Raw genomic sequence first — 25,983 nt, forward strand, 5'->3', positions numbered from 1 at the left:
CGCCCCGACGGCCCCGCCCGCGCGACGGCCCTGGCGCGCTCAGGCGACGATGCGGCGCAGCCGTTCCGGGGTCGCTCCAGGGCTGACCTTGTGCAGGAAGGCGCGCCTGAGCCGGTGGTACTCGTCGTCGGGGCCGTAGAAGTTCCGGTGCATCAGCGCGAGTTCCTCCGCGCGGTACCAGGCCAGCGGCCGCCGGCCCTCGGCGCGGCGGAGCGCGCCGCGCTTCGCGGCCAGGCGGCGCGGCAGGCGCGGATCGGTCGCCAGGGCCTCGGCGAGCTCCGCGACGTGGTCGGGCACGCGTTCCGGGGTGCACCGCAGCACCCGGTCGACCAGCCCCAGCTCCAGGGCCCGCTCGGGCCCGAGCGGCAGCGCGTCGGTGGTCAGCCGGAGCGCCTGCTCCGGTCCGACGCGGCGCGGGAGGGTGTAGGTCCAGTACTCCGAGCCGTGCAGGCCCATCAGCCGGTAGTGCGGGTTGAGCACCGCGCCGGAGCGGACCCAGACCTCGTCCGCGGCGAGCGCCAGCATCAGCCCGCCGGCGGCGGCGTTGCCGCCGAGTGCGGCGACGGTGAGCTTGTCCTCGGTCGTCAGGATGGCCTCGACGAGATCGTCCATCGCGTTGATGTTGGCCCAGGACTCCCTGGCCGGATCGGGCGCGGCCTCGATCGCGCCGAGGTGGATGCCGTGGGAGAAGACGTCCCGGTGCGCACCGAGCACCAGCACCCTCGTCGGTCTGTTGCGTGCGTACCGGTAGGCGGCGAGGAGCCGACGGCAGTCCCCCGTGCTCATCGCCCCACCGGGGTAGGAGAAGCGCAGCAGTCCGACGCCCCCGTGCTCCGCGTAGCGGACGGTGGCCCAGGTCTGCCGCTTGTGGTGCGGTCGCAGCCGGACGCCGACCTCGGGCACGCCGCGCAGCAGGCCCGCGGCGGCGAGCACGCCGGCGGCCGGCGCCTTGGCGGTCGGCGGCCCGCCGGGTGTGCGGCGCGGCCGGGCGGCGGTCAGCCAGACGGCCCCGTCGACCGTCGCCCGGCAGACGGCCCCGTCCCTGGTGGCCAGCAGCGCGCCGGGCGACCCGTGGAGTTCGTCCTCGGGCTGCCCGCCGTACAGGAAGTACTCCCTGCCGCCGAGCGTGTCGAGCACGCCGGGACTGGAGTCGGCCGTGCGCAGCTTGCGCGCGACGGCGTCGGTGCCCTCCGCCGACCAGTCGATCTGCCGCCGGTCCTGCCGGAACCAGGGCCGGGCGACCCCGGGCGGGGCGGGCCGCGGCCGGTACGCGCCGGAGGCATAGCGCTCGACCGCGCGCAGCACGGCGGCTGACGCCGCGTCGGCCAGCTCGTTGCGGTACAGGTCGCTCTTGGCGATGCCACCGCCCGCGGCGTGCTCGGGGATGTCGAAGGCCTCGGCCGCCCAGACGTCCCCGGCGTCCATCTCCGCCACGGCCTGCAACACGGTCACCCCCCAGCTGCGGCGACCCTCGCTCAGCGCCCAGTCCAGGGAGGAGGGCCCCCGGTCGCCGGGCGGTCCCGGATGGACGATCAGGCAGACGTGCCGCGACCAGACGTCCTCGGGGACGGCCGTGGTCAGCATCGGTGCGACGATCAGTTCGGGCCGGTGCCTGCGTATCGCCTCGCGCAGCTCGGCGTCCCCGCGCGGCCCGCCGCCCAGGTCGAGGCTGACGGCGGTCAGGTGGCCCTGGTGGGCGAGCTCGACGGTGACGCGCTGGGTGAGGCTGTTGAAGGCGCTGGCGTGCACGAGGATGCGCATGGCTCCCTCCGGGAGGGGTCGGCGCGCCGCGACGCTGGCGCTGCGCGGCGCGCGGCCTGCATATGCCGCCGTCCCTACCCTGGCCCCTTGGTCGACACGCCGCGCCGCCCCCCGCGACCGGTTGCCTCAAGGCACCCGCCCCCAACCCCGCGCCCCCGCACGCCCCCGGCCCCTCCTTGACGCCCCTCACTCCCGCCGTACGCGCGCGAGCGCGACCCCTTCTCCGCGAAGGGCCGGTCGCACCACCCCAGGGGCGCCGGGAACTGCGCGACAAGCCACCGGCATGCGGATGGTCCTCAACGAACAGGGCCATCCGCTCAGGGTGGTTTCTCGCGCCACGCGGCGGAGCCGCATATCAGCAGAGCCCCGCACCCCTGAGCACGTGCCTCGCTTCTCACGTGAAGAGCCCCACGCCCCTGGGCGGCGCATGGCGCCGCGCCGGTGCTTCGTCAGGCCTCGGGGAAGGGCGCCGGGCGCAGGCGGAGTTTGGCGAGGAAGCGGTCGGAGACCACCGCGCTCCACGGCAGGACGAGTTCGTGCAGGCGGCGGGTGCCGTCGCGGCCGAGGGCCTGCCAGGGGGCCAGGGCGAGGCGGTCGGTGAGGTCCTCGATCTCCTCGCGGAGCTCCCGCGCCCGCAGGGTCAGGCCGCCGTCCTCGGTGAGCAGGCCCCGGGCGTGGAGCCGCTGCTCCGCCGCCTCCCAGGCCGCGTCGCTCCAGCCGCGGCGCGGCTGGATGCTCTCGCGGCGCTCCACTCCGGCCGCCACCGCGTTGACGAGGACCTCGACCGCGTCCATGCCGGAGGCCAGCAGCGCGGCGTTGTGGCCGTCGCCGCGCCACTCGCGCAGCGTGGTCGCCGCCTGCCACAGGCGCAGGTGCGGGGCGTCCGGGAGCGGCAGCGCCGCGTTCGCGGCGCCCAGCGGGCGGCCGGCGGCGGTGCACGCGGCGGCCGCGGTCACCGCGAGCTCCGCGGCCTCGGCCATCTCGGCGGAGCCGATGACCTCCTCGCCGAGGGTGTCGCGCGCGGCCGCGGCCGCGGCCTCCAGGCGGAGGGCGAGCAGCTTGTCCGGCTCCGCCGCGGCGCGGACCTTCGCCATCTGCGCGGCGACCATGCCGGGCTCGAAGTGGAAGAAGATCGCGTCCACCAGGCCCTCGGACGCCGCGCCCAGCGGCGCGGACCGGCCGGCGAAGTAGGCGGCCCAGGGGTCGAGTCCGGCCCCGGCGAAGACGCCGACGGATGCCGGGCTGAACACGATCAGCGCGTGGTAGGGGTCCAGGCCGTCGCGCATGGCGCGTGCGGCACGCAGGTCGAACGGTCGAGTCGTCGTCACGGCGACAGCCTAGGCGAAGAAGTTGACTTCCTAAACCTTTCTTGCCTAAAGTTCCCCTCAGAATAGTTCAGGTACTCAAGTATCCACGGCATGAAGTACCGCACCGAACCGCCTCCCCTCCCGAAGGACCCAGCTCCATGAGCACCTCCCTGTCCGCGAGCGCCACCGCGCCGACCGCCCGGCGTGGCACCGGTTCCCTGATCCTCGCCCTGGGCCTCGCGGCGATGGTCGTCTCCATGGCCCAGACCCAGGTCGTCCCGATCCTGTCGCTGCTCGCGCACGACCTGCACGCCAGCAGCGCCGGCGTCAGCTGGGTGACCACCGCCACGCTGCTCTCCGCCGCCGTCTTCACCCCGCTGCTCGGCCGCGTCGGCGACCAGTACGGCAAGAAGAAGACCCTGGTCGCCGTCCTCGCGGTGATGGTCGCGGGCTCGCTGCTCGCTGCGACGACGACCTCGCTGACCCTGCTGATCATCGGCCGGGTGCTGCAGGGCTCGGCCACCGCGATCTTCCCGCTGGCCCTGTCGATCATCCGCGACCAGGTTCCGCACGAGAAGCTGCACGGCGCGATGGCCCTGGTCAGCAGCACGCTCGCCTTCGGCTCCGGCCTCTCCCTGGTGATCACCGGCCTGCTGACCCAGGGCTCCGCCCCCGACTACCACTCGGTCTTCTGGGTCTCCACCGGCCTCTCCCTGGTGGCGCTGCTGGCCGCGGTCTTCCTGGTCCCGGACAAGGGCCACGCCGCGGGCGGCCGGATCGACTTCCTCGGCGCGCTGACCCTGGCCGGCGTGCTGGTCCTGCTGCTGCTGGCGATCTCGCAGGGCCACACCTGGGGCTGGTCCTCGGCCGCGACGCTCGGCTGCTTCGCCGGTTCGGCCGTCATGGCCGTGGTCTGGGTCCTGGTCGAGCTGAGGGTCGCCGCCCCGCTGGTCGACATGCGGATGTTCGCCCACCGCCAGGTCGCGATGACCAACCTGGCCGGACTCTTCGTCGGCTTCGCCTCCTTCGCCCAGTTCATCGGCATCTCCTACCTGGTGCAGATGCCGCGCCAGCTGACCGGCTACGGCTTCACCGCCTCGGTGCTCCGCGCCTCGGTCGAGTACCTGCTGCCCAGCTCGCTGATCGCGCTGATCGCGGCGCCGATCGGCGGCATCCTGGTCCGCAGGATCAGCGCCCGCGGCACGCTCGCGGTCGGCGCGGTCATCGGCTCGGCCGGCTTCGCCTGGCTGGCCTTCTCCCACGGCAGCAGCGCCGGCGTGATCCTGGCCGGACTGCTCACCGGCACCGCGATCGCCTTCGGCTACGCGTCCATGCCGGCGCTGATCGCGGCCAGCGTGCCGCTGCAGCAGACCGGCATCGCCAACGGCATCAACTCCATCTCCCGGTCCGTCGGCAGCTCGATCGCCTCGGCCGTGGTGACCTCGCTGCTCGCCTCCAAGCTGATCCAGGGACTGCCCGCCGGCGTGCCGCCGCTGCCGCAGCAGAGCCAGTTCACGATGAGCTTCGTGATCGGCATGGCCGCGATGCTGCTCACCGTCCCGGTCGCCCTGATCGGCCTGAGTCGCCACCACAAGCCGCTCGCCGCCGCCCCCGTCGCCTCGGGCGAGGCGACCGCGAAGGCCGCCGCGAACGACGCGGAGGCGGCCCCCGAAACGGCTCCCGCCTCGGCGGACGCCACCGAGGCCGACGCGCTCACCACGAGCTGACGCCGCCCGCTCCGCCGCCCGCCGGGCCTCCGCCGCACCGCACCGGAGGCCCGGCGGGCGTCTTTCGTCGGGTTGCGTCCCAGTGAAGTGGTCACGACATTCCTTTGTCCGCCCCTTACTGAACGATCATCCGATGAGTAGCCTCTCCCCCGTGTCAGCAATCCCAGAGGTCCCCACAGCCATCGGGAGCTTCGCCACGATCTGGAGCCGTGCGCTCTACCCCGCCACGCGCCGCGAACTGACGCGCGATCAGCTCACCGCGCTGCTCATGCCGCTCGCGGAGCAGCTCCGCGACGCCCTGCACCAGGACAGGTTCGACCCGCGGCAGGCCCGCGCCGTCGGCTCCGAGCTGGTGCGATGCCATTCCGACGAGCCCGACGCCCTCGACCGGACGCTGGGCGTCATGGACGCCTACCTCATCCTCTACTTCCCCCCGCCGGAGCCCCTCTCCGGGCCGATCGCCCGCGCCCGTTCGGCCCGACTGCAGCACGCCGTCGCCGCCGGTTTCGCGGAGGCCCTGCGCGACAAGTGACCGACCGGCGGCACCCGCCGGTCCGGCCGCGGTCGCGGACTGGTCGAGTGCTGTCAGTGGCAGGCGTTACTGTCGGGGGCTATGCGCATTTTGCACACCTCGGACTGGCACCTGGGCAGGTCCCTCCACCGGGAGAACCTGCTCCCTGCCCAGCGCGCCTTCCTCGACCACCTGGTGCGGACGGTCGAGGAGGAGCGCGTCGACGCCGTGCTCGTGGCCGGAGACGTCTACGACCGAGCGGTGCCGAGCCTGGGCGCGGTCGAGCTGTTCGACGAGGTGCTGCACAAACTGGCGGCGCTCGCCGTCCCCGTCGTGCTGATCAGCGGCAACCACGACAGCGCGCAGCGGCTGGGCATCGGCGCCGGGCTGATCGCCCGCGCCGGCGTGCACCTGCGCACGGATCCCGACGCGGTCGCAGTGCCGGTGCTGCTGTCGGACGAGCACGGCGAGGTCGCCTGCTACGGCCTGCCCTACCTGGAGCCCTCGCTCACCCGCGCCCGGGTCGGCGCCGAGCAGGTCAGCCACGCGGCGGTGCTGGGCGCCGCGATGGACGCGGTGCGGGCCGATCTCGCCGCGCGCCGCGCCGCAGCGGCGGACGGCGGGCCACGGGCCGTCGTGCTCGCGCACGCCTTCGTCGTCGGCGGCGAGGTCAGCGACAGCGAGCGGGACATCGCGGTCGGCGGGGTGCCCAGCGTGCCCGTCTCCGTCTTCGACGGGGTCCACTACGCGGCCCTCGGCCACCTGCACGGCTGCCAGACCATCGCCGAACGGGTCCGCTACAGCGGCTCGCCGCTGGCCTACTCCTTCTCCGAGGCGGACCACCGCAAGACCATGTGGCTGGTCGAGCTCGGCCCGGCGGGCGAGCTGACGGCCGCCAGGATCGACTGCCCGGTCCCGCGCCGCCTGGTCAGGCTCCGCGGCGAGCTGGCCGAGCTGCTCTCCTCGCCCGCCCACGACGCGGCCGAGGACTGCTGGGTGCAGGTCACGCTGACCGACGCGGCCCGCCCGGCGCAGGCCATGGAGCAGCTGCGCCGCCGCTTCCCGCACACCCTCCAGCTCTCCTTCGAGCCGGAGGGCCGCGAGGAGGACGGCCTGGCCTCCTACGGGGAACGCGTCCGCGGGCAGGACGACGGCGCGGTCGCCCTCGGCTTCGTCCGCCATGTGCGCGGCGCGGCCGCGTCCACGGCGGAGTCCGCGCTGCTGGTCGCCGCCGTCGAGGCGGCTGCCCTGAGCGCGGCGCTGACGGCCGGGGGCGAGGGCTGATGCGGCTGCACCGGCTCACGGTCTCGGCGTTCGGCCCCTTCGCCGGTCAGGAGGTCGTCGACTTCGACGCCCTGGCGGCCGGCGGGCTCTTCCTTCTCTCCGGCCCGACAGGCGCGGGCAAGACGAGCGTCCTGGACGCGGTCTGCTTCGCCCTGTACGGCTCGGTGCCCGGCAGCCGCGGGCGCGCCCGCAGTCTGCGCAGCGACCACGCGGACGCGCAGCGGCTCACCGAGGTCGAGCTCGAGCTCACCCTCGGCGGCCGCCGGCTGCTGGTCGTGCGCCGCCCCGAGCAGCGCCGCCCCAAGCGGCGCGGCGAGGGCAGCACGCTGGAGAAGGCACAGACGCTGCTCAGCGAGTGGTCGCCGGAGCTCGGCGAGTGGCGGGCGCGCAGCGGCTCGCACCAGGAGATCGGCGCGGAGCTGCACGAGCTGATCGGCATGAGCCGGGACCAGTTCACCCAGGTCGTGCTGCTCCCTCAGGGCGATTTCGCGCGCTTCCTGCAGGCGGGAGCGCAGGAGCGGCGCGAGCTGCTGGGCCAGCTCTTCGACACCCGGCGCTTCGGCGAGGTGGAGTCCTGGCTGACGGAGCATCGGCAGCGCTGCGAGAAGGAGGCCCAGGCGGTCCAGGGCGACATCGGCGCCTGGGTCGAGCGCCTGCGCGAGGCGGCCGGCGAGGAGCGGCCCGGCGCGCCGCGCAGCGCCGCCGAGGCGCTCGGCGCGCTCCGCGCGGGCCAAGCCCGTGCGGGCGTCGCGGAACGCGTGTCCGCCGGCCCGGCCCTGCCCCCGGCAGGCTCCTCCGGCGTCGGCGTCGCCGCAGGCAGCGACGCGGGGGCCGACGCTGCCGCTTCCGCCGCGCCGCAGGACGGCGCGTCGGCACTCGTCTGGGCCGCGACGCTGCGGGAGCGCGCGGAGCTGCGCCGCGAGGTCGCCGGGGTCCGCGTCGCGCTGGCCGACGCGCGGCACGCGGCGGCTGCCGAGCAGGCGCGCGCGGTCGCGGCCGTCTTCGAACGGCAGCAGCGCCACCGCCGCGCCGTCGACGCCGACGCGGCGCTCTCCGCCCGGCTGCCCGAGCACGGCGAGCGCGAGCGCAGGCTCGGCCGCGCGGAGCGCGCGGCCTCGGTCGCGCCGCTGCTGCGGCAGCTGACGGAGGCACAGCAGGCCCACGCCCGGGCGCGGATCGCGGCCGAACGCGCCGTCTCCGCCCTGCCCGACCACCGCGACGACCACGGCCAGGTGGCCGCTGCCGACCTCCCCACCGCCGACCTCCGTGCCGCCGACCTCCGCGCCGCCGAGCGCGAGGTGCTCGGTCGGGTCGGCGAGCTGCGGGCGCTGCTCGACGCGGAACAGCGCTTCGACGCCGTCCGGCGCGAGCAGGCCCAGCAGGAGCGGCAGCGGGCCGCCGCCGAGGAGGAGCGGGACGAGGCCGCCGCCTGGCTGGAGCGCGAAGGGCCGGAGCTGCGGGGCCGGGCGCAGCAGGCCGCCGAGGCCGCGCGGGGTGCGGCCGCGCAGCGGGAGTCCCTCGCCGAGCGGCTGCGCGCCGCCGAGGAGCGCGGCGCCGCCGCACAGCGCCGGGACGCCCTCGAGGCCAGGCTCAACGCCGCACGCCAGGAGCACCTGACGCTGCGCACCCGGGCGGCCGAGGCCAGGGAGAGCCTGCTGGAACTGCAGCAGCGCCGGATCGAGGGGATGGCCGCCGAGCTCGCCGCCCGGTTGCGGCAGGGTGCGCCCTGCTCAGTCTGCGGCGCGACCGAGCACCCGCGCCCCGCCCAGGCCGCCCCCGACCAGGTCACGCCGGACGCCGAACGCGCCGCCGAGGCGCGCTGTCGCGAGGCGGACCGCCGGGCCAGGACGGCGGAGGCGGAGCTGGAGCCGCTGGCCGGCGCCTACGCCGCGGCGGCGGCCCTGGCGGGCAGTCAGGCCCTGGCCGAGCTGCGCCACGAGGCGGAACGCCTGCGCACCGCCCACGCGGAGGCCGAGCAGGCCGAGGCGGCGGGCGTCACCGCCGTCCGCCGGCTGGACCAGCTGGAGCGCGAGCACGAACGGCGCAGTGCCGTCGCCGCCGACGCGCGGATGCGGGCGGGCGCGTGCGAGGAGGCGCTGACGCGTCTGGCCGCCGAGGGCGAGGCGCTGGACACCCGGCTCGCCGCGGCCCGCGCCGGAGCGGTCTCGGTGGCGGCGCGCCTCGCCGTGCTGGCGGAGCGGGCCGCGGCGCTGGGTCGCGCGGCGGACGCCGTCCTCGCGGAGCAGAGCGCCCACGAGGCCGAGACGACGGCCCGCGCGCTCGCGGAGCGCGAGTGCTCCCTGGCCGGCTTCACGGACCCGGCCGACGCGGTGTCGGCCGCGCTGCCGTCGGCCGACGCGCGGCACCTGCGCGAGGCGGTGGAGCAGTACGTCCTGGCCCGCGACCGTGCCCGCGCGCAGGTCGAGGACGCGGAGCTGGCCGCCGCGGCCGCGCTGCCGCCGGTCGACCCTTCCGCCGCCGACGCCGCGGAGGCGGCCGCCGAACGGCTGCGGCTGGCCGCGCACTCGGCCCACGACTCCGCCTCGCGCCGGGTCGCCGACCTGGCCCGGCTCGGCGAACGCCTTGCCGCGGACGTCCGCCGCCTCCGTCCGTTCGCGGAGCGGCTGGCCACCGCGACGGAGCTGTCCCAGCTCGTGGCGGGCACCAGCCGCAGCAACGAGCTGCGGATGTCGTTGGAGAACTACGTGCTCGCGGCCCGGCTGGAGCAGGTCGCCGCCTCGGCGGGACTGCGGCTCGCGGCGATGTCCCACGGCCGCTACACCCTGGAGCACAGCGACGCCCGGGCCCGCGGCAACGCCCGCTCCGGCCTCGGCCTGCAGGTCCTCGACGCCTGGACGGGCCAGTACCGCGACACGGCGACCCTCTCCGGCGGCGAGAGCTTCTTCGCCTCGCTGGCCCTCGCGCTGGGCCTGGCGGACGTGGTGACCGACGAGGCCGGCGGCATGCCGCTGGACACCCTCTTCGTCGACGAGGGATTCGGCTCCCTCGACGCGGACGCGCTGGAGGAGGTGATGACGGTGCTGGACGCGCTCCGCGAACGCGACCGGGCCGTCGGCATCGTCAGCCATGTCGCGGAGCTGCGCGACCGGGTCCCGAACCAGCTCCAGGTCCGCAAGGGCCGGTCGGGCTCCAGACTCAGCCAGACCCACTGAGCCGGGTCACCGCCGCCCGTCGTAGGGGCGCGAGCGGCCGCGTACCGTCAGGTGGATCGCGTAGAGCGAGGTCGACGCGGTGATGAAGAGGCGGTCCCGCTTGGGGCCGCCGAAGGTCACGTGCGAGGTGGACTCCGGGGTCAGCACCCGGCCCAGCAGCGTGCCGTCCGGGTCGTAGCAGCGCACACCCGCGCCCGCCGAGAGCCAGATCCTGCCCTCGGTGTCGAGGTCGAGGCTGTCGAAGTGCACGCCGGGCGCGCCGTCCGCCGCGGCGAAGACCTCACGCGGGCCGAGCGAGCCGTCGTCCTTGACGTCGAAGACGAGCAGGTGGTTGGCGGCGGAGTCGGCGACGTAGAGCCGGCTGCCGTCCGGTGCGAAGCCGATGCCGGTGGGCTGGGTGAAGCCGTCCGCCATCACCTCGCAGTCGCCCGAACTCGGGTCGAGCCGGTAGAGGTTGCGCTCACCGAGCTCGCTCTCGGCGCGGACGCCCTCGTAGTCGCTCTTGATCCCGTACGTCGGGTCGGTGAACCAGATCGCGCCGTCGTCGGCGATCACCAGGTCGTTCGGGCTGTTGAGCCGCCGACCGCGGTAGCGCTCGACCAGCACGGTGACCGAGCCGTCGTGCTCGGTGCGGGTGATCCGGCGCGCGCCCTGCTCGCAGCTGACGAGCCGCCCGTCGGCGTCCAGGGCATGGCCGTTGGGGTGGCCCGCCGGGGAGCGGAAGACGCCGACGGCCCCGGTGGTCTCGTCCCAGCGCAGGATCCGGTCGTTGGGTATGTCGCTCCACAGCAGGTAGCGCCCGGCTGGGACGTAGACCGGGCCCTCGGCCCAGCGGGATCCCTCGTGGAGCTGTTCGAGCCTCATGTCGCCTCCGAAGCGGAAGCGCGGGTCGAGCACCTCGTACGGCCGGGGGTAGAGCGGTTCCATGACGGCGGACCTCCAGGCGAGACCGAACAGCATCTTGTCTATCTCACCAGACACCGAACCAGATATGCTGATCATGCGCAACAGTCGAACAGCGAAAGGTCCTGGCTCCTATGGACGACATCGACCGCGGACTGCTGGCGCTCCTCGTCGAGGACGCCACGCAGTCCTACGCGGCCCTGGGCAAGGCCGTCGGCCTGTCCGCCCCCGCGGCCCACGAGCGGGTCCGCAAGCTGCGCGAACGCGGCGTGATCCGGCGCACCACGATCGAGGTCGACCCGGCCGCGCTCGGCCTCGGCGTGCTGGCGCACGTCCTGGTCGACTCCCACGCCTGGATGGGCGATCCGCCCACCAAGGAGGCCCTGCTGGCGCTCCCCGCCGTCGAGGAGGCGCACGTCGTCGCCGGGCCGGCCTCACTGCTGCTCAAGGTCCGCACCGCCCGCACCGAGGAACTGCAGGCCGTGCTGCGGCAGATCCACGCCATCGCCGGGGTCAGCAGCACCTCGACCGTCGTCGTGCTGGAGACCTTCTTCGACCGCCCGCCCCGCCCGGCGCCGCCGACCGACGCGGACGCCCGCTGAGGGGGGATTACGCCCGAGGGCGGCGTGGGGCAAGGTGGAGCGCGTGACCAGTACCGATGAGACAACTCCGTGGTGGCGCAGTGCCGTCATCTACCAGGTCTACCCTCGCAGCTTCGCCGACGGGAACGGGGACGGGACCGGCGACATCGCCGGTCTCAGGGCGCGGCTCGGGCATCTCGCCGGACTCGGTGTCGACGCGCTGTGGCTGTCGCCGTGGTACGTCTCGCCGCTCGCGGACGGCGGCTACGACGTCGCCGACTACCGCGACGTCGACCCCGCCTTCGGCACCCTGGAGGAGGCGGCCGCACTGATCTCGGAGGCGCACGCGCTCGGGCTCAGGGTGGTCGTCGACCTGGTGCCCAACCACTGCTCCGAGCAGCACCCGTGGTTCCAGGCGGCGCTGACCGCGGGCTCCGGCGCGCCGGAGCGCGAGCTGTTCCACTTCCGCACCGGTCGCGGCGAGCAGGGCGAACTCCCGCCGAACGACTGGCAGTCGCACTTCGGCGGGCCCGCCTGGCACCGGACCGCCGACGGCGCCTGGTACCTGCACATGTTCGCGCCCGAGCAGCCCGACTGGAACTGGGAACACCCCGAGGTGCGCGCCGAGTTCCTCTCGGTGCTGCGGTTCTGGCTGGACCTGGGCGTGGACGGCTTCCGGATCGACGTGACGGACCACCTGGTCAAGGAGGACGGCCTGCCCGACACGGCCGGCCACCACCACCGGCCGCATCCGTGGCGCGACCAGGAGGGCGTGCACGAGATCTACCGCTCCTGGCGGGCGCTGCTGGACGGCTACCCAGGGGAGCGCGCCTTCGTCGCGGAGCTGTGGGAGGAGGACCCGCAGCGCTTCGCCCGCTACCTGCGCGCCGACGAACTGCACACCGCCTTCAACTTCCCGCTGCTGCGCTCCGCCTGGGACGCGGCCGAGCTCCGCTCGGTCATCGACGCGACGCTCGCCGCGCACGCGCTGGTGGGCGCCCCGGCGACCTGGGTGCTGTCCAACCACGACACCACCCGGCACGTCACCCGCTACGGCCGTCCCGACACCTCCTACGGCTTCGACCGCTCGGCCAGACACGGCCTACCGGTCGACCTGGCCCTGGGCACCCGCCGCGCCCGCGCCGCCGCCCTGCTGACCCTGGCGCTACCTGGCGGCGCGTACGTCTACCAGGGCGACGAGCTGGGCCTGTGGGAGGTCGAGGACATCCCCGACCACCTGCGCCAGGACCCGACCTGGCTGCGCAGCGGCGGCGTGGACCGGGGCCGGGACGGCTGCCGGGTCCCGCTGCCCTGGGACGGGGTCGAGCAGCCGTTCGGCTTCAGCCCCGACGGCGCCTCGGCGGCGCCCTGGCTGGACGTGCAGCCGGACGCCTGGCGGGCCCTCAGCGTCGCCGCGCAGGAGGGGGACCCGGCCTCGCACCTGGAGTTCTACCGGACCGCGCTGCGGATCCGCCGCGAGCAGGCCGGGCTCGGCGACGGGCCGATGACCTGGGTGGACGCCGACAAGGACCCCGCCGTCCTGGACTTCGCCCGACCGGGCGGCTTCCGCTGCCTGGTGAACCTGAGCGGCACGGCCGTCCCGCTGCCGCCGCACGACGCGCTGCTGCTGACCAGTGAGCCGCTGTCGGACGGGCTGCTGCCCGCCGACGCGGCCGCCTGGCTGCGGACCGCCGGGGAGGCGTAGGCCCGGTTCGGGCACGGCCCGCACGTCATGAGGCCCCTACCGCACGGGGGGACGGGAGGGGCCTCTTCATTCATCCTACGAGCTGTTGGACCGTCAACCTGCCGAATCGGCACCAGGAATCAATGAGCCATCGATCGCTGGGAAAGTTGACGGTCCCATCCATCGCCACTCGCTACTTGGTCAGCCCCGCGCGGCGCAGCGCGTCGGCCATGGCGCTGTTCGCCACACCGCCGCCGTCACGGGGCGCCGGCGTCCGCCGGTCCCCCGCTGCGGCCGCCCGCCGCCCTGGCTCTGACCGCCCTGGCCGCGCTGCCCCTGCGGCCGGTCCCTGCGCTCACCGCGCTCGCCACGCTCGCCCCGGCCTCCGCGGTCGCCCCGCTCGCCGCCGCCCGCCTGGGCGTCGTCGTCCAGACGCAGCGTCAGCGAGATGCGCTTGCGCGGGATGTCCACGTCCAGCACCTTCACCCGGACGATGTCGCCGGACTTGACCACCTCGCGCGGGTCCTTGACGAAGTTCTTCGACAGCGCCGAGACGTGGACCAGGCCGTCCTGGTGCACGCCGATGTCGACGAACGCGCCGAACGCGGCCACGTTGGTGACCGTGCCCTCCAGGATCATGCCGGGGGCGAGGTCGCCCAACTTCTCGACGCCCTCCTTGAACTCCGCCGTGCGGAAGGCCGGCCGCGGGTCGCGGCCCGGCTTCTCCAGCTCGCCGAGGATGTCGGCCACCGTCGGCACGCCGAAGGTGTCGTCGGCGAAGTCGGAGGGGCGCAGGGTGCGCAGCTTCGCGCCGTCGCCGATCAGCGCCTTGAGCTCGCCGCCGGTGGCCGCCAGGATCCGGCGGACCACCGGGTAGGCCTCGGGGTGCACCCCGGAGACGTCCAGCGGGTCGTCGCCGCCGGGGACCCGGAGGAAGCCCGCGCACTGCTCGAACGCCTTGGGGCCGAGCCGCGCCACGTTCTTGAGCTCCTTGCGGCTGCGGAACGGGCCGTTGGCGTCGCGGTGGGCGACGATGTTGTCGGCCAGACCCGCGCCGATGCCGGAGACCCGGGTCAGCAGCGGCGCGGAGGCCGTGTTGACGTCGACGCCGACGCCGTTCACGCAGTCCTCGACCACGGCGTCCAGCGAGCGCGACAGCTTCGTCTCCGAGACGTCGTGCTGGTACTGGCCAACGCCGATCGACTTCGGGTCGATCTTCACCAGCTCTGCCAGCGGGTCCTGCAGCCGGCGCGCGATCGAGACCGCGCCGCGGATGGAGACGTTGAGCTCCGGCAGCTCCTGCGAGGCGTAGGCGGAGGCCGAGTAGACCGAGGCGCCCGCCTCGGAGACGACCGCCTTGGTGAGCTTCAGCTCCGGGTGGCGCTTGATCAGGTCCAGCGCCAGCTTGTCCGTCTCGCGCGAGGCGGTGCCGTTGCCGATCGCGATCAGATCGACCTTGTGCTCGGCGCAGAGCCTGGCCAGCGTCGCGATCGACTGGTCCCACTTGTTGGCGGGAACGTGCGGGTGGATCGTGTCGTGCGCGACCACCTTGCCGGTCGCGTCCACGACGGCGACCTTCACGCCGGTGCGGAAACCGGGGTCCAGGCCGAGCGTCGCGCGGGTGCCGGCCGGGGCGGCGAGCAGCAGGTCGCGCAGGTTCGCGGCGAAGACACGGACCGCCTCGTCCTCCGCCTCGGTGCGCAGCCGCAGCCGCAGGTCGATGCCCAGGTGCACCAGGATGCGGGTGCGCCAGGCCCAGCGGACGGTGTCCAGCAGCCACCTGTCGGCCGGGCGGCCGCGCTCGGCGATGTCGAAGCGGTTCGCGATCCTCGCCTCGTAGCCGCCGGGCGCCTCGGCGTCGGCCTCGTCGGCGTAGGGCTCCATGGAGAGTTCGAGCACGTCCTCCTTCTCGCCGCGCAGCATGGCCAGCACGCGGTGCGAGGGGAGCTTGACGTAGGGCTCGGCGAAGTCGAAGTAGTCGGAGAACTTGGCGCCGTCCTGCTCCTTGCCCTCACGCACCTTGGCGGCCAGCCGCCCGCGTCCCCACATCCGCTCGCGGAGCTCGCCGATCAGGTCGGCGTCCTCGCCGAAGCGCTCCACCAGGATCGATCGCGCGCCGTCGAGCGCGGCGGCCGCGTCGGCGACGTTCTCGCCGAGGTAGCCGGCGGCCTCCGCCTGCGGGTCCCGCGTCGGGTCGGCCAGCAGGGCGTCGGCGAGCGGCTCCAGGCCGTTCTCGCGGGCGATCTGGGCCTTGGTGCGGCGCTTGGGTTTGAACGGGAGGTAGATGTCCTCCAGCCGGGCCTTGGAGTCGGCGGCGAGGATCTGCGCCTCCAGCGCCTCGTCCAGCTTGCCCTGGCCGCGGATGGACTCCAGGATCGCGGCGCGCCGCTCCTCCAGCTCACGCAGGTAGCGCAGCCGCTCCTCCAGCGTGCGCAGCTGCGCGTCGTCCAGGGAGCCCGTGGCCTCCTTGCGGTACCGGGCGATGAAGGGGACGGTCGCCCCTCCGTCGAGCAGCTCCACGGCGGACTGCACCTGTGCGGGACGGACGCCGAGCTCCTCGGCGATGGTCTGCTGAATCGACAGGGTCACTCTTGGTTACCGCTCTCTCGCTGGATACGTGCGGGAGCATTCTGTCCCGGCCGGACCGGGGAGGAAAACCACCGCGCGCCCGGGCGGGTCGCGATGACAGGATTCCGCCATGGAGCTGCGCGAAGCGACGGACGCCGACTGGGCGTCGATCTGGCCCTTCTTCCACACGATCGTGTCGGCCGGGGAGACCTACGTCTACCCGCGCGACCTCGACGAACCCGCGGCCCGCGCGATGTGGATGGTGGCCCCGCCCGGCCGCACGGTGGTCGCCGTGGACGAGCACGGCACGGTGCTCGGTACCGCGAACATGTACGCCAACAAGATGGGCCCGGGCTCCCACATCGCCAGCGGCAGCTTCATGGTCGCCCCCGAACACGCCGGTCAGGGCGTCGGCCGGGCGCTCGGCGAGGACCTGCTGGCCTGGGCCCGCCGCGAGGGCTTCCGCGGCGTCCAGTTCAACGCCGTGGTGGAGAGCAACACCCGCGCGGTGAAGCTCTGGCAGTCCATCGGGTTCGAGATCATGACGACGATCCCCGAGGGCTTCCACCACCCGACGCTCGGCTACGTCGGGCTGCACATCATGTACCAGAAGCTCTGACGCCGAAGGCCCCGGCGGACCCGCCGGGCCCCGCGCCGGGCCTCAGCGCGGGACGACCGCCAGTTGGCGGGACTGGGCGACCAGGCGGTCGGCGGAGTCCCAGATCTCGCAGTCCTCCTCGAGGAAGCCGCCGGCCAGGTTGCGGGTCGAGTGGACGATGCGCAGCCAGCCCGGCGCGGGGAGGGCGCGGACGTGGACGGTCAGCTCCACGGTCGGGGTCCAGCCGAAGAGGCCCAGGTCGAAGGTGGTGGGCGGCAGGGCGTCGACGGCGAAGAGCAGGGCCAGCGGGTCGGGCTCGCGGCCGTCGGCCAGGCGGAACCAGCCCTGGATGCGGCCCTCGCCGGACGGCTTGCCCAGCGCCCAGCCCACGGTGGCCGGGTCGAGGCGCAGGTCCAGCCGCTCCAGCAGGTTGGCCGAGGCCAGAAACTCCGGCGGCGCGGCCGCGGTGCTGACGCACTGCTCGACCGGGGGCAGCGCCGGCGGCTTCGCGCTGGTGCGGACGTCCTCGTCGGCGCGGGCCAGGTCGCCGTAGTGGGCCAGCACCCGCAGACGCTCGACCGGGCGGCCCTCGTCGTCGTGCTGGACCAGCACCGCGGAGCCGCTGCTGAGACTGCGCCCGGAGCGGATCGTCTCCACGTGCACCTCGGCCGGTCCCGGACGGGAGGCGGAGAGGTAGTAGGCGCTGACCGAGACCGGCTGCGGGTGGCCGCCGACCTCGTCGAGCCGCTCGGAGAGGGCCCGTCCGACCAGGGCGAGCAGCAGGCCTCCGTTGATGCCGCCACCGATCTGCCAGCCCTTGTCGAGCTCCGCGTCGAACACGACGGGCGCGTCGGCCGGCCCGTCCTCGGCGGGCCGACGCACGACGGCGGTCCCCTGGTCGAACTCGCTCACCACGGTGCACTCCCCAGATAAGTTACTTGCCAGTAGCTAACCTCACCGCCCTTCCGACGTCAAGGCGGTTCTGCTACCACGGCTGCCATGCTTCCTTATGCGCTGGACGGACGGGTCGCCATCGTGACGGGCGCGGGCAGCGGCATCGGGCGGGCCACCGCCCGGGTGCTGGCCGGGGCGGGGGCGCGCGTCGTCTGCGCGGACGTGGACGACATCGCCGCGAAGGCCACCGCCAGGGAGTTCGACGGCGTGGCCGCCGCCGTCGACGTCGCCGACCGGGCCGCCGTCTTCCGACTGGTCGAGAGCACCGCCGAGGGCTTCGGCCGGCTCGACATCCTCTGCAACATCGCCGGCGTCATCCGCACCGGACTCGTCGTCGACGTGCCCGAGGAGGACCTCGACGCCGTCATGGCGGTCAACTTCAAGGGCACCTTCCACGCCTGCCAGGCCGCCGCACGGATCATGTGCGCGCAGGGCGGCGGGGTGATCGTCAACACCGCCTCCGGCGCGGTGGACAGCGCCACCCCCGAGATCATGAGCTACTCGGTCTCCAAGGCCGCCGTCGTGCAGCTGACCAAGAACCTGGCCGCCGAGGTCGGCCGCCACGGCGTGCGGGTCAACGCGGTGGCGCCCGGACTGGTGCGCACCGCGATGACCGCACGTCACTACCTGCGGCCCGACGGCAGCGTGGACGAGGACGCCCGCGCCGCCGCCGAGAAGCCGCTCCGGCGGATGTCGCCGCTCGGGCTGATCGGCGAGCCCGAGGACATCGCCTACGCCGTCCACTACCTGGTCAGCGACGCCGCCCGGTTCGTGACCGGACAGATCCTGCGACCCAACGGCGGCGTGGCGATGCCCTGGTGAGGACCCGGTCCTCGAACAGCCCCTAGCGCCCGCGCAGCTCGCGGTAGCGGTTGGCCAGTCCGGCGGTGGAGGAGTCCAGCGCGTCCAGGCCGGCGCCCTCGACCAGGGCCGGCTCGATCCGGCGGGCCAGCACCTTGCCGAGCTCGACGCCCCACTGATCGAAGGAGTCGATGTTCCAGATCGCGCCCTGGACGAAGACCTTGTGCTCGTAGAGGGCGACCAGCTGCCCCAGCACGGACGGCGTGAGCTCCGTGGCCAGAATGGTGGTGGTCGGGTGGTTGCCCTTGAAGGTCTTGTGGGGCACCAGCTCCTCGGCGACGCCCTCGGCGCGCACCTCGTCCGGCGTCTTGCCGAACGCCAGCGCCTGGCCCTGCGCGAACAGGTTCGCCATCAGCAGGTCGTGCTGCGCGACCAGGCCCGGCGCGAGGTCGGCGACCGGACGGGCGAAGCCGATCAGGTCGGCCGGGATCACCTTGGTGCCCTGGTGCAGCAGCTGGTAGTACGCGTGCTGGCCGTTGGTCCCCGGGGTGCCCCAGACGACGGGGCCGGTCTGCCAGGCCACCGGCTGCCCGTCGCGCTGCACGCTCTTGCCGTTGGACTCCATGTCCAGCTGCTGCAGGTAGGCGGTGAACTTCGACAGGTAGTGCGAGTACGGCAGCACGGCGTGCGCCTGCGCGTCGAAGAACGCCCCGTACCAGACCCCGAGGAGACCCATCAGAAGCGGCACGTTCTGCTCCGGCGGCGCGGTGCGGAAGTGCTCGTCGACCAGGCGGAAGCCGTCCAGCATCTCGCCGAAGGCCTCCGGGCCGATGGCGATCATCAGGGAGAGGCCGATGGCCGAGTCGTAGGAGTAGCGCCCGCCGACCCAGTCCCAGAACTCGAACATGTTCGCCACGTCGATGCCGAACTTCGACACCTCGTCGGCGTTGGTCGACAGCGCGACGAAGTGCTTGGCCACGGCCCCGGTGTCGGCCCGCAGCTCGGTGAGGAGCCAGTTGCGGGCGCTGGTGGCGTTGGTGACGGTCTCGATGGTGGTGAAGGTCTTGGACGCGACGATGAACAGCGTCTCGGCGGCGTCCAGGTCGCGCACCGCCTCGTGCAGGTCGGCGCCGTCGACGTTGGAGACGAAGCGCACCGTCAGCTCACGGTCGGCGAAGCTGCGCAGCACCTCGTAGGCCATGGCCGGCCCCAGGTCGGAGCCGCCGATGCCGATGTTGACGATGTTGCGGATCCGCTTGCCGGTGTGACCGGTCCACTCCCCCGAGCGGACGCGGCGCGCGAACCCGGCCATCTTGTCGAGCACGGCGTGCACCTCGGGCACGACGTTCACCCCGTCCACCTCCACGACGGCCCCGCGGGGCGCGCGCAGCGCGGTGTGCAGGACGGCGCGGTTCTCGGTGATGTTGATCTTCTCGCCCCGGAACATGGCGTCCCGAAGGGCCGCGACGCCCCGGACCTCGGCGAGTTCGCGCAGCAGGTTCAGCGCGCGGTCGTCCACGAGGTGCTTGGAGTAGTCGATGTGCAGATCGCCGACCTGCAGGGTGTGGGTCTCACCGCGCTTGGGGTCCTCGGCGAACAGCGAACGCAGGTGCGTCTCCCCGAACTCGGCCCGATGCGCCTCGAGCTCCGCCCATACGGGCAGCTGGTCCAGACGGTTTCCCTGGGACATTGCGTGCTCTCCATCCAAGACACCGGCCCGCCCTCACGGACCGTCTCGTCGGGTCCGAGCCTATGCGTTCGAGCAGGCAGGATGTGGCAGGCCCTCAGGGGGCGGGACAGTGCTGCTTCACAAAGGGGAAGTTGCACCACCCCGGGGGCGCGGGGAACTGCGCGACAAGCCACCGATGAGCAGATGGTCCGCCTCGGCCAGGGCCATCCGCACACAATGGTTCTCTCGCGGTTCCCCGCGCCCCCGGGCACTGCCTGGTTGCCCGCCTACGAAAGGGCCCCTCAGTGCGACGCCGTCGTCAGCGGGAGGCTGAGGCGGATCTTGAAGCCGCCGTCGGCGGTCGGGCCGGCGGCGAGCGTGCCGCCGAGCAGCGCGGCGCGTTCCCGCAGGCCGACGATGCCGTGGCCGCCGCCCGGCAGCGGGTCCCAGGTCGAGGTGTCGCCCGGCAGGGCCGCGACCTCAGGGGGTCCGTTCGTGACGGCCACCCGCAGGCAGTCCTCCCGCAGCTCCAGCCGGACCAGCGTCCGCGCCCCCGGCGCGTGCTTGCGGGCGTTGGTGAGCGCCTCCTGGACCGTCCGGTACGCGGCCCGCTCGATCGGCTCGGGCAGCAGCGGCAGCTTGCTGACCGGCCGGCCCCCGGCGACCTCCAGCTCCGCGCCCGCCTCGGACTCCGCGACCAGGCGCGGCAGGTCGGCCAGCCGCGGCTGCGGGGCCAGCTCCGTCGGGCCCGCGCCGGCGGCCCGCAGCACCAGGATCATGCTGCGCAGCTCCTCCAGCGTGGCCACCGCCAGCCCGCGCAGCGTGCCGGCCGTCTCCCGCACCGTCGGGTCCTTCGCGGTGACCTGGAGCGCGCCCGCCTGGACCGCGATCAGGCCCGCCTGGTGCGAGACCACGTCGTGCATCTCCCGGGCGATGCGGGCCCGCTCACGGGCGATGACGGTCTGCGCGTGCAGTTCCCGCTCGTGGTCGCGCAGGGTGGCCAGCTCGACGATGCGGGACTGGAGCGCCTCGCGCGTCTGCACCAGCAGGCCGAGCGCCGTGGGGCCGATGGCGTAGATGCAGGCGTAGATGGCCCGCTGGGTGTGGTCGCTGGGCGACTCCGTCAGCACCTTGCTGATGGGCCACGGCAGGTACGTGCCGATGCACAGGAACGCCGCCGCCAGCCACGCCTGCCAGGCCGCCGCGCGGGAGCGGGCGACCGTGTAGAGCGCGACCATCGAGGCGACCAGCGCCGTGCCCGCGTAGAGCCCCGGCAGCGTCGCGCACAGCACCAGCCGCGGATACCAGCCGCGGGCCACCAGGACCACGCAGGAGAACATCGAGATCCAGAAGGCCCAGTCCTTGGGCCCCGGGTAGTTCAGGCCCGCGTCCAGGTAGGCGACGCCGACCAGCAGCAGCGTGATCACCCAGTACCTGACCCACTCGGGCCGTCCGAGCACCCAGGCCTTCAGCCGTGCGCAGAACCGTCCGGCCCAGATCCTGAGCCGGCGTTTCACAGTTCGCTCTCCTCGAGCAGACCGGCCCGTTCGGCCAGCACCGCCGCCTGGATCCGGTTGGTCACGCCGAGCTTGGTCAGCACCGCGCTGACGTAGTCCTTCACGGTCGCCGCGCCCAGATGCATACGGGCGCCGATCTCCACGTTGGAGAGCCCGTGGCCGAGGAAGCCGAGCACCTGGCGCTCGCGCTCGGTCAGCGTCTCCACCGCCGCCGCGGCCGGATGACCGGCGACGCGTCTGGACTGGCCCAGACGGCGCAGCACCGGCGTCGACAGGCAGCCCGCGCCGGTGGCGACCGCGCGCACGGAGCGGGCCAGCACGTCGGGCTCGGTGTCCTTGAGCAGGAAGCCGCTGGCGCCCAGGCGCAGCGCCTGGTCCAGGTACTCGTCGGTGTCGAAGGTGGTGAGCATCGCCACATAGGGCGCGTCCGGCAGCTCGCGGATGCGGCGCAGCAGGGTGAGGCCGTCGACGTCCGGCATCCGGATGTCGAGCAGCACGACGTGCGGCTGGTGCCTTCGCACCTCCGCCACCGCCTCGACACCCGAACAGGTGCTGACGACGTCGATGTCCTCCGCCGTGCCGAGGATCATCGCCAGACCCGAACGGATCAGCGCCTCGTCGTCGACGATCATGGCCCGGATCGGACCGCTCGCTTGCATGGGAACCACGTGCCCGTTTCCTACCTGTGTGTTCCTGCCTGCGCCGAAAGAACCCCGCGTGACCGTACCTCAGGGGTCAACCTTATGAAAATCGAACCCCCGATCGGAGGTGGGATGCCCACCGCCCGGGGGTGACGATCCGCATTCGGGCACGACCATGATTACGACACTGCACGGCAACGTGCCAGGTGGCGGGCACTACGGGGGGGTGCCCGACCACACGGGCCGAAGCCACTCGGGCCCGGCGGCCCGGGCCTCAGGGAGTCACGAGCGGATCCGCCGCTGTCGCGCGACGGCGGCCGAACAGGTTCCCGGCCCACACCAGCAGCGCGCCCACCGCGAAGAACGCGAGCGTGATCACCAGGCTGGAGACCACGACGTGCCCGTACCCCTTCTCGCGCGGGTCGAGGAACGGATACGGGTACCAGTCCACGATCGGCCCGCGGATCAGCGTGTAGGGCAGGTAGAGCAGCGGGAAGACGAGCCAGCTCAGCGCCTCGCTGTAGCGCAGCCGCCGCCTCGGCGGGACGGCGAGCCAGTCGACGAGGACGACCACCGGCATCAGCCGGTGCACCACGTCGTTGACCCAGGGCACCGTGCCGAGCAGCGGGTATCCCGAGAGCGCCACGGCGTAGACGACGCCGGTGATGACCATGTAGAGGGTCACCGCCCCCCGCAGCAGGTCGGGCACCCCCGCACGCCCCGTCAGGCCGAGGACGCCGCCCGCCAGCAGGACCACCGTCATGGCGATGTTGCTCTCGATGGTGAAGTAGCTGAAGAAGTTCCCCATCGTCCCGTTCACCACCGAGACCGTGTGGTCGGCCTGGACGCCGAGCGCGACGGCCGTGAGCACGCCGAAGGCGAGCCGGAGCGCGGCGACGATCCTGGGTGAGGCCGGTCCTGCGTACCGCTGCTGCGACATCGTTCTCCCCGCTGTGGAACCGATCCCTTGTACTGATCATCATCTCTGGTGTGCGGGGCAAAAGCGGACGAACGAGGCGGGGACATGCGCTGGTGGCGCTGGGTGGGACGACGCATCACCGTTCCGGCGCTGGCGGTGGCCGTCGCGCTGCTGCCGCTGGGCGGCCTGTGGGCGGCGGACCTCGGCACGCCGGCGGACGTCCGGACGCGGGGGCACGACGCGGTCTGGCTCGGCCACGCTTGGGTGGACGGCCGGAAGTCCGAGGCCGACGCGGTCGCCCTGCTGGCGCGCCTCGGCGGCGCGGGCACCGGGCACGGCGTCCGCGACATCTACGTCCACGTCGGTCCGACCGGGGACGACGGCAGCCTCGACGCCTCGCTCCACCCGCGTGCGGCGTGGGCGATCGCCACCTTCCACCGGCTCGCGCCCGGGGTCAGGGTCCAGGCCTGGCTCGGCGACGTGGTCGCCTCGGAGGGCCCGCACGGCCTCGACCTCGCGCGTCCCGCCACCCGCGCCCACCTGGCCGCCGCCGCGAGCTCCCTGCTGGATCTCGGCTTCGACGGCATCAACCTCGACCTGGAACCGGTCCACTCCGGCGACGCCGGCTACCTCGCCGTCCTGGACCGGCTGCACGCCCTGACCGGCGCCCGCGGCCGCGTGCTGTCCACCGCCGTCCCGCAGACCGACCCGCTCCCGCCGCTGCGCGCCCTCGCGGGCGCGCTGACGGGCCATCCGAAGTGGTGGTCCCAGGACTACCTGGCCCAGGTCGCCCGCCGGGTGGACCAGGTCGACGTGATGGCCTACGACAGCGGCATGCCCACCACCGCGCTCTTCTCCGGCTACATCGCCCAGCAGACCGAGCTCGCCCTCGCCGCCGCCCCGCCCTCCGTCGACGTCCTGGTCGGCCTCCCGGCCTACCACGAGAACAACCTCGGCCACCACGCCTCGGCCGAGACCGTCCCCGCCGCCCTCCGCGGCATCCGGCTCGCCCTCGCCGCCGTCCCCCTGCACGGCCGCTCCTTCGGCGCCGCGCTCTACGTCGACTACGCGGCCACGGACGCCGACTGGTCCGCCTACCGCGACGGCTGGGGCGGCAGCACGCTCAGCCGGTGAATCCGTTCTGCCTCAGCAGGGCGTCGATGCGGGTGCGGTGGGCCGCCTCCCAGTCGTCGAGCGACTCGGCGGCCTCCTTGTCCAGGCGGGCGCGGGCGGCGGGCAGGATCTCCTGCAGGCGGGCGGCGGGGACGACCACGACGCCCTCCTCGTCGGCGACGACCAGGTCCCCGGAGTCGACGGCGACGCCGCCGCAGCGCACCCGCTCGTTGAGCGGCGTCACCGCGGCCTTCGCGCCGGGGATCGGGATGACGCCGCGGGCGAAGACGGGGAAGCCGAGGGCGCGGACCTCCCCCAGGTCGCGGATGACGCCGTCCAGCACGAAGGCGGCGACGCCGCGGCGCTGCGCGACGGCGCAGACGTTGCCGCCGGCCAGGGCGTGGTCGAGATCGCCCGACTCGACGACCACGACGGAGCCCGGCTGGGCCCGGTGGATCGCCGCGTGCAGCATCAGGTTGTCGCCGGCCGGGCAGCGCACCGTGAACGCCGGGCCGGCGACGCGCGGCGCCCCGGTCCAGAGCGGGCGGACGCCGATGTCCATCACCTGCGCACGGCCAAGGAGATCGGCGAGCGTGGTGGTCGGGACGGAGCGGAGCGCGGAGACGTCGATCATGGCCTCAACGTAACAGCCGGGTTCGGCGACGGGCGGGCTCAGTCCGGGAGGGAGCCGAGGAAGTCGATCAGGGCGGCGTTGACCTCGGCCGGGCGCTCCTGCTGCGTCCAGTGGCCGCAGCCGGGGAGGGTGAGAGTGGGCCGCATCGTCGGGTTGAGCAGCTGAAGGGCCGGGAGCAGCTTGTCCATCCCGGGGAAGACGCCGACCAGGTCGCGGTCGCCGGTGATGTAGAGGGCGGGGACCTGGATCGGCAGGCCGTCCCAGGCGGCGCCGAGTTCCCAGTTCCGGTCGAGGTTCCGGTACCAGTTCAGGCCGCCGGTGAAGCCGTTGCGCTCGTACTCCGAGGTGAACGCCGCGATGTCGGCCTCGGTGAGCCAGCCGGGGAGTTCCTCCGGCTCGGCGATCGCGTCAAGGAAGCCGCCGTCCACGGGCACCAGCGGCTGCGCGGGCGGGTCGTTGAGCGGGTTGTCGCCGCTCGCGCCGTAGAGGAAGCGGCGGAAGGCGCGCTCCGGCGCGTCGCCGAACTCGGCGTCGGCGACACCGGGCCGGCAGAAGTAGTTCCAGTAGAAGCGGCCCCCGAACATCGCCTCCATCGCCCCCAGCGGCGGGAAGTCGCCGGAGCGCGGCAGCGGCGGCACGCTCAGTCCGGCCACGCCGCGCACCAGGTCCGGGCGGAGCTGCGCGGTGAGCCAGGCGACGGGCGCACCCCAGTCGTGGCCGACGACGGCGAACCTGGACGCGCCCAACTCCCGCACCAGCGCCACGACGTCGCCGACCAGATGCGGCAGCGTGTAGGCCTCGACGGCGGCCGGGGCGTCACTGCGGGCGTAGCCGCGCTGGTCCGGCGCGACCGCGCGGTAGCCGGCCGCGGCGAGGGCGGTGAGCTGGTGGCGCCAGGAGTACCAGCACTCGGGGAAGCCGTGCAGCAGCACGACGAGCGGGCGGTCGGCGTCGCCCGCGGCGGCATAGTGCAGGGTCAGGCCGTTGACCTCGACGCTGTGGTGCTCCACGCCCTCGACGTACGCTGTCACGGGTCCTCCTCGGCGACCGAACCGTCAACTGGCTTCAGGCTAGGCACAGTGACGGTGCATGAGAAGGTGGCGCAGATCACTCCGCGCCAGGTTTCGGTCGTGTGGCGACTACCGGTCCGACGACGGGGCTACCAGCCGTAGAGGCGGTGGAGGCGCTCGGCGACGATGCCGAAGCGCTGGCGGTCCAGTGCGGCCGCCTCGCGGCGCATGCCGTGGGCATGGACGCGGAAGACGCGCTCGAGGTTGACCCAGGAGTCGCGGCCGGCTCCGTCCCAGGGCCCCTCGCCCAGGGCGACCCACTCGGCGACGTCGTCGCCGGTGCTGCGGTCGTGCCGCTTGCTGGTCAGCTGGACGGCGAGCAGCGTGCCCGTCCGCTCGCGGGCCACGATCAGCACCGGGCGGTCCTTGCCGCGGCCGTCGTTCTCCTCGAAGGGCACCCAGGTCCAGACGATCTCGCCGGGATCGGGGTCGCCGTCGTGCTGCGGCGCGTACGCGGTGTGCACCGCGCCGAGGCCGCGCGGCTCCACCTCGAGAGTGGCGGTGGAGCCGTGGCGACCAGGATTTTCCATGTGCGCATCTGTCGGATTGATCACCCGCACAGGCTAGC

Annotated in this window: 20 protein-coding genes and 1 pseudogene; 9 read left to right on the forward strand and 12 right to left on the reverse strand. The window is 73.8% G+C overall.

All coding sequences use genetic code 11. The annotated features are described in order from the left end of the window. Positions 1–39: 39 nt before the first annotated feature. Complete coding sequence (locus BS83_RS30580) at positions 40–1,761, reverse strand: enoyl-CoA hydratase-related protein (RefSeq protein WP_037606675.1); 1,722 nt, start codon at positions 1,759–1,761, stop codon at positions 40–42. 449 nt (positions 1,762–2,210) lie between these two features. Next, the gene (locus BS83_RS30585) at positions 2,211–3,089 is read right to left on the reverse strand and encodes an SCO6745 family protein (RefSeq protein ID WP_037606676.1); all 879 of its coding nucleotides are present in this window, start codon (positions 3,087–3,089) and stop codon (positions 2,211–2,213) included. A gap of 137 nt (positions 3,090–3,226) precedes the next feature. On the opposite strand from BS83_RS30585, the gene BS83_RS30590 reads away from it, so the two are divergent. From BS83_RS30590 to BS83_RS30605, 4 genes are all read left to right on the forward strand, one after another. Further along, positions 3,227–4,795: an MFS transporter gene (locus BS83_RS30590; protein WP_037606677.1), complete on the forward strand. Its 1,569-nt coding sequence runs from the start codon at positions 3,227–3,229 to the stop codon at positions 4,793–4,795. 151 nt (positions 4,796–4,946) lie between these two features. After that, on the forward strand, positions 4,947–5,327 hold the full coding sequence (locus BS83_RS30595; protein ID WP_037606678.1) for a hypothetical protein: 381 nt from the start codon (positions 4,947–4,949) through the stop codon (positions 5,325–5,327). A gap of 81 nt (positions 5,328–5,408) precedes the next feature. Then, on the forward strand, positions 5,409–6,590 hold the full coding sequence (locus tag BS83_RS30600; RefSeq protein ID WP_037606679.1) for an exonuclease SbcCD subunit D: 1,182 nt from the start codon (positions 5,409–5,411) through the stop codon (positions 6,588–6,590). Further along, positions 6,590–9,763, forward strand: a complete 3,174-nt coding sequence (locus tag BS83_RS30605) for an AAA family ATPase (RefSeq protein WP_037606680.1) — start codon at positions 6,590–6,592, stop codon at positions 9,761–9,763. The genes BS83_RS30600 and BS83_RS30605 overlap by 1 nt, the downstream gene beginning before the upstream one ends. A gap of 6 nt (positions 9,764–9,769) precedes the next feature. Here the strand turns inward: BS83_RS30605 and BS83_RS30610 are convergent, their stop codons facing one another. After that, complete coding sequence (locus BS83_RS30610) at positions 9,770–10,690, reverse strand: SMP-30/gluconolactonase/LRE family protein (protein ID WP_037610178.1); 921 nt, start codon at positions 10,688–10,690, stop codon at positions 9,770–9,772. Between the two features lie 110 nt (positions 10,691–10,800). Between BS83_RS30610 and BS83_RS30615 the strand changes: the two genes are divergently transcribed. Both BS83_RS30615 and BS83_RS30620 read left to right on the forward strand, forming a co-directional pair. Continuing rightward, entirely contained in the window at positions 10,801–11,268 is a 468-nt protein-coding gene (locus BS83_RS30615) for an Lrp/AsnC family transcriptional regulator (protein WP_037606681.1), read from the forward strand. Positions 11,269–11,311: 43 nt separating this feature from the next. Further along, a complete protein-coding gene (locus BS83_RS30620) occupies positions 11,312–12,952 on the forward strand; it encodes a glycoside hydrolase family 13 protein (protein ID WP_037606682.1) in 1,641 nt (546 codons plus the stop codon). A 172-nt stretch (positions 12,953–13,124) separates the two neighbouring features. Here BS83_RS30620 and BS83_RS30625 read toward each other — a convergent pair. After that, positions 13,125–15,520 (reverse strand): annotated as a pseudogene (locus tag BS83_RS30625) (Tex family protein). Between the two features lie 109 nt (positions 15,521–15,629). Here BS83_RS30625 and BS83_RS30630 point away from each other — a divergent pair. Next, positions 15,630–16,118, forward strand: a complete 489-nt coding sequence (locus tag BS83_RS30630; RefSeq protein ID WP_037606683.1) for a GNAT family N-acetyltransferase — start codon at positions 15,630–15,632, stop codon at positions 16,116–16,118. Positions 16,119–16,160: 42 nt separating this feature from the next. Here BS83_RS30630 and BS83_RS30635 read toward each other — a convergent pair whose 3' ends face one another. Then, positions 16,161–17,009, reverse strand: coding sequence for a thioesterase family protein (locus BS83_RS30635; protein ID WP_408641045.1), 849 nt, complete (start codon positions 17,007–17,009; stop codon positions 16,161–16,163). A gap of 87 nt (positions 17,010–17,096) precedes the next feature. On the opposite strand from BS83_RS30635, the gene BS83_RS30640 reads away from it, so the two are divergent. Continuing rightward, positions 17,097–17,873 carry an SDR family NAD(P)-dependent oxidoreductase gene (locus tag BS83_RS30640; protein WP_037606685.1) on the forward strand — a complete coding sequence of 259 codons (777 nt, stop codon included), beginning with the start codon at positions 17,097–17,099 and terminating at the stop codon, positions 17,871–17,873. Between the two features lie 22 nt (positions 17,874–17,895). On the opposite strand, the gene pgi is transcribed toward BS83_RS30640, so the two are convergent. From pgi to BS83_RS30660, 4 genes are all read right to left on the reverse strand, one after another. Next, on the reverse strand, positions 17,896–19,542 hold the full coding sequence (gene pgi, locus BS83_RS30645; RefSeq protein ID WP_037606686.1) for a glucose-6-phosphate isomerase: 1,647 nt from the start codon (positions 19,540–19,542) through the stop codon (positions 17,896–17,898). Between the two features lie 281 nt (positions 19,543–19,823). Further along, entirely contained in the window at positions 19,824–21,038 is a 1,215-nt protein-coding gene (locus BS83_RS30650; protein ID WP_051944358.1) for a sensor histidine kinase, read from the reverse strand. Then, positions 21,035–21,670 (reverse strand): response regulator, encoded by a 636-nt coding sequence (locus BS83_RS30655; RefSeq protein ID WP_084715143.1) that lies wholly within the window; start codon positions 21,668–21,670, stop codon positions 21,035–21,037. The genes BS83_RS30650 and BS83_RS30655 overlap by 4 nt, the downstream gene beginning before the upstream one ends. A gap of 283 nt (positions 21,671–21,953) precedes the next feature. Next, positions 21,954–22,619 carry a Pr6Pr family membrane protein gene (locus BS83_RS30660; protein ID WP_051944359.1) on the reverse strand — a complete coding sequence of 222 codons (666 nt, stop codon included), beginning with the start codon at positions 22,617–22,619 and terminating at the stop codon, positions 21,954–21,956. Positions 22,620–22,721: 102 nt separating this feature from the next. Here BS83_RS30660 and BS83_RS30665 point away from each other — a divergent pair, with 102 nt between their 5' ends. Beyond that, positions 22,722–23,732 (forward strand): glycoside hydrolase family 18 protein, encoded by a 1,011-nt coding sequence (locus tag BS83_RS30665; RefSeq protein WP_232248525.1) that lies wholly within the window; start codon positions 22,722–22,724, stop codon positions 23,730–23,732. Here BS83_RS30665 and BS83_RS30670 read toward each other — a convergent pair. The 3 genes from BS83_RS30670 to BS83_RS30680 form a co-directional block, all read right to left on the reverse strand. Continuing rightward, positions 23,722–24,345, reverse strand: coding sequence for an RraA family protein (locus BS83_RS30670; RefSeq protein ID WP_037606688.1), 624 nt, complete (start codon positions 24,343–24,345; stop codon positions 23,722–23,724). The two genes, BS83_RS30665 and BS83_RS30670, sit on opposite strands and share 11 nt — an antisense overlap. 38 nt (positions 24,346–24,383) lie before the next feature. Next, positions 24,384–25,376 (reverse strand): alpha/beta fold hydrolase, encoded by a 993-nt coding sequence (locus tag BS83_RS30675; protein ID WP_232248527.1) that lies wholly within the window; start codon positions 25,374–25,376, stop codon positions 24,384–24,386. Between the two features lie 128 nt (positions 25,377–25,504). Next, positions 25,505–25,945: a type II toxin-antitoxin system PemK/MazF family toxin gene (locus tag BS83_RS30680; protein WP_037606689.1), complete on the reverse strand. Its 441-nt coding sequence runs from the start codon at positions 25,943–25,945 to the stop codon at positions 25,505–25,507. Between the last annotated feature and the right edge of the window lie 38 nt (positions 25,946–25,983).

The organism is Streptacidiphilus rugosus AM-16, from assembly GCF_000744655.1.
GTDB lineage: Bacteria > Actinomycetota > Actinomycetes > Streptomycetales > Streptomycetaceae > Streptacidiphilus > Streptacidiphilus rugosus.